The organism is [Clostridium] symbiosum ATCC 14940 (assembly GCF_000466485.1).
Taxonomy (GTDB): Bacteria; Bacillota; Clostridia; order Lachnospirales; family Lachnospiraceae; genus Otoolea; species Otoolea symbiosa.
The window spans coordinates 5,943-10,067 of sequence record NZ_KE992816.1 but is presented as its reverse complement, the minus strand read 5'-3'; the positions used below and the strand labels follow the sequence as shown (position 1 = coordinate 10,067).

The window sequence follows — 4,125 nt, the reverse complement described above, 5'->3', positions numbered from 1 at the left end:
AATGGGGAGTGGAATTTACTTTTTCATTTCAGTAATTATACAAAATTTCCAAAATAAACTTGACATTTTTTATCTACATTGCTATAGTAGTGTTATAGACAACAGGGAGGGTGGAAACGTGCTGATAACCAGAGAAACCGATTATGCACTGCGCATTTTACGTACCCTGTCAGATGGTAAAAGCTATACGGCAGGAGAGCTGGCAGAGAGAGAAAGCCTTCCTCAGAAGTTCGCATATAAGATTCTTAAGAAACTGGAAAAAGCAGGGATCGTACAGATAACGAGGGGAGCCAGCGGAGGCTGCCGCCTGGGCTGTGATTTAAGAACCGCAACTCTTTATCAGTTGATAGAAGCAGTGGAGACAAACGCACGCCTGACGTCCTGTATGACGCCCGGATACCAGTGTGAGTGGCGGGGGAGGTACGGCTCGCCCTGCACCATCCATACACAACTGGCAAAAGTACAGAATGCAATTGATCAGGAATTCCGCTCCAGGAGCCTGTACTGGCTCCTGAACGGAGAAGAGAACAGTTAGAGTAAAGAGGAATTCCCGTAACAGTTCAGACTGATTGAACTGTTACGATTCCCCGCCGCTGAGAACGGAATCAGCAGGCGGCATTCTTTATAATTTAAAGTGGATAAAAATTATCAAGTATAAATTACAGTTTTGTTCATACAATATTAAAGCGGTAATTGAAAGAGCTGGTTTGATATTACCTGCCTGATTCACGGCGGTAACGATAGATGCATGATTAAAACCAAAAAGGAGAAGGAGGAAAGCATATGCTGTTTACAACGACACAGGAACATGAGGAGCTGCGCAGGAAAATCCGCGAGTTTGCGGAGGGTGAGATTAAGCCACAGGCGTTTCTTCTCGATCAGAACAATGAATTTCCGGCAGAGGCCGTGGAAAAGCTCGGGAAAATGGGGTTAATGGGTATACCTTATCCGAAGGAGTACGGCGGAGCCGGTATGGATATACTCAGCTATGCGATCGCAGTGGAGGAACTGTCCAGGGTGGACGGCGGAGCCGGTGTAATTCTTTCCGCCCATGTATCGCTTGGATCCTGGCCGATATTTGCGTTCGGAACAGAAGAGCAGAAACAGAAATACCTGGTTCCGCTGGCGAGAGGTGAAAAAATCGGAGCGTTTGGACTGACGGAGCCGAATGCAGGTTCCGATGCCGGCGGCACAGAGACAACGGCCGTATTAAAAGGGGATTATTACCTGCTGAACGGCGGTAAGATTTTTATTACTAACGCGCCGAAAGCAGATACATACGTGGTATTCGCGGTGACGACACCGGATATCGGAACAAGAGGAATTTCCGCTTTCATTGTGGAAAAGGGCTGGGAAGGTTTTGAGTTTGGCGATCACTATGACAAGATGGGAATCCGTTCTTCCTCAACGGCAGAATTGATTTTCAACGATGTGAAGGTTCCGAAGGAGAATCTCCTTGGAAAAGAGGGAGAAGGTTTCAAAATTGCGATGGCGACGCTGGATGGCGGCCGTATCGGAATTGCATCCCAGGCGCTTGGAATTGCCCAGGGAGCTTATGAAAATGCTCTGGAATATTCAAAGGAGCGAATCCAGTTCGGCAAGCCAATCTGCCAGCAGCAGATTGTTTCCTTTAAGCTGGCCGACATGGCGACAAAACTGCGCTGCGCCCGTTTCCTGATATACAGCGCGGCAGAGCTGAAGGAACAGCATGTACCGTACGGAATGGAATCCGCAATGGCTAAACAGTATGCTTCCGATATCGCTCTCGAGGTTACCAATGATGCTCTCCAGATTTTCGGCGGCAGCGGCTATCTGAAAGGAATGGAAGTGGAGCGGGCATACCGTGATGCAAAAATTACGACGATTTATGAAGGAACCAACGAGATTCAGAGAGTTGTTATCGCTTCCCATATCATTGGCAAGATGCCGAAGGAATCAGGAGGCGGCGGGGCAAAGCATATGAAGAAACCAGCCCCCATCACCGGCCTTCGCAAGAAACAGATTCTGAAAGAGGGAAAGGCGCAGGAGAAGGTTGATACTCTTGTGGCTGCCCTGAAAAAAGACGGCTTTGATTTTTCCGTCGGCATACCGTTAGACACACCGATTCCGCAGGCGGAGCGCGTCGTGTCGGCCGGCAAAGGAATCGGGGATAAAAAGAACATGAAACTGATCGAAGCCCTGGCCGTACAGGCAGGAGCGGCTATCGGCTCTTCCCGTCCGGTAGCTGAGACACTTAAATATGTGCCGTTGAACCGCTATGTGGGAATGTCGGGCCAGAAATTCACCGGGAACCTATATATTGCATGCGGAATCTCCGGTGCGACACAGCACTTAAAGGGAATCAAAGATGCGTCCATCATCGTGGCAATTAACAAAAATGCCAATGCGCCAATCTTCAAGAACTGCGACTATGGAATTGTCGGAGACGTAATGGAGATACTTCCGCTTCTGACGGCAGCGCTTGACAATGGAGAAGCCAAACAGCCGGCGCCTCCAATGATTAAGATGAAACGTCCACAGCTGCCGAAGGAAAAGCCAATCGGCAAGACTTATGTCTGTGGGGGCTGCGGATATGAATATAATCCGGCGGAAGGTGATCCTGACAATGACATCGCTCCCGGAACTCTGTTTGAAAAACTTCCGGAAGACTGGGTATGCCCGGAATGTGCTGAAGGAAAAGATATGTTTATCGAGGCGTAAGCTGAAAGGAGGCTCACTTTATGTATTGTGTAAGAAATGTAACGGAAGATTTATATTGGGTTGGAGCCAACGACCACCGTCTGGCCCTGTTTGAAAATATACATCCGATTCCCAGGGGCGTTTCCTATAACGCATACCTGCTGCTGGATGAGAAGAGTGTTTTATTTGACACTGTTGACTGGTCGGCCTGCCGCCAGCTGCTTGAAAATATGGACTATCTGCTGGAGGGAAAACCTCTTGATTACCTGGTAATCAACCATATGGAGCCAGATCACGGCGCCTCTATCGAGGAAATCCTTCTGCGTTATCCGAAGGTGAAGATTGTCAGCACGGAAAAGGCGTTCATGCTGATGCGCCAGTTCGGCTTCGGCGTTGACAGCCATGAGCTGATTGAGGTACACGAAGGTGATACAATGTCATTCGGAAAGCATACGGTTACCTTTGTCTATGCCCCGATGGTACACTGGCCGGAGGCTATGGTTACCTTTGACGTGACAAACGGCGTTCTGTTTGCAGCCGATGCCTTTGGTTCCTTCGGTGCATTGGACGGTAAACTTTTTAATGACGAAGTGAATTTCGACAGAGACTGGATCGACGATGCCCGCCGCTATTTCACAAATATTGTCGGCAAATACGGCCCTCATGTGCAGGCGCTCTTAAAGAAAGCCGCAACAATTGATATTAAAGTTATTTGTCCGCTTCACGGGCCGGTATGGCGCTCCGACCTGGGCTATTTCATCGACAAATACGATCACTGGAGCCGGTATGAGCCGGAAGAAAAGGGGGTTATGATTGCTTACGCTTCCATGTACGGCAACACCGAGGCCGCTGCGCAGGCGCTTGCATCAAAGCTGTGTGAAAAAGGGATGACGAATGTGCATGTATATGATGTATCCAATACACACGTTTCACAGCTCATCTCCGAGACCTTCCGTTTAAGTCATGTGGTTCTGGCATCCGTGACCTACAATCTGGGAATTTACCCGGTAATGCACAATTACCTGATGGATATGAAGGCGCTCAATCTTCAGAACAGGACAATCGCCATCATAGAGAACGGCTCATGGGCATGTAAATCAGGCGACTTAATGCAGAAATTCGTGGATGATGAGCTTAAAAATATGACAGTATTAAATGAGAGGCTTTCCCTGGCATCCGCCCTTCATCCTGACAAGGTAACGGAGCTGGATGCACTGGCTGACAGTATTATTGAGTCAATGAAATAGGGATTTAGTTAAGCAGGTGAGGACGCCGCCGGTACGGCCAGCGGACGCTGATTTTCTCACGCGTTAAGTGCGGGGGCGGATCTTATCGCGGCCACTCAGTGCATCCATATGTGTTTGATATATTTGATGTTTCAATACGATTGAGCGGAATTGAGTCCGGAAGAGTATCACCGGATTTAATTCCGCTCAATTTGCTGTG

At 48.6% G+C, this 4,125-nt stretch carries 3 protein-coding genes; all 3 read left to right on the top strand.

Features of this window, described 5'->3' with window-relative positions; genetic code table 11:
- Positions 1–118: 118 nt before the first annotated feature.
- The 3 genes from CLOSYM_RS02825 (at position 119) to CLOSYM_RS02815 (ending at position 3,926) form a co-directional block, all read left to right on the top strand.
- Positions 119–535, top strand: coding sequence for an RrF2 family transcriptional regulator (locus tag CLOSYM_RS02825; protein WP_003501468.1), 417 nt, complete (start codon positions 119–121; stop codon positions 533–535).
- A gap of 248 nt (positions 536–783) precedes the next feature.
- A complete protein-coding gene (locus CLOSYM_RS22180; protein ID WP_003501471.1) occupies positions 784–2,700 on the top strand; it encodes an acyl-CoA dehydrogenase family protein in 1,917 nt (638 codons plus the stop codon).
- Positions 2,701–2,720: 20 nt separating this feature from the next.
- Positions 2,721–3,926: an FprA family A-type flavoprotein gene (locus CLOSYM_RS02815; protein ID WP_003501473.1), complete on the top strand. Its 1,206-nt coding sequence runs from the start codon at positions 2,721–2,723 to the stop codon at positions 3,924–3,926.
- The last annotated feature ends 199 nt before the right edge of the window (positions 3,927–4,125 follow it).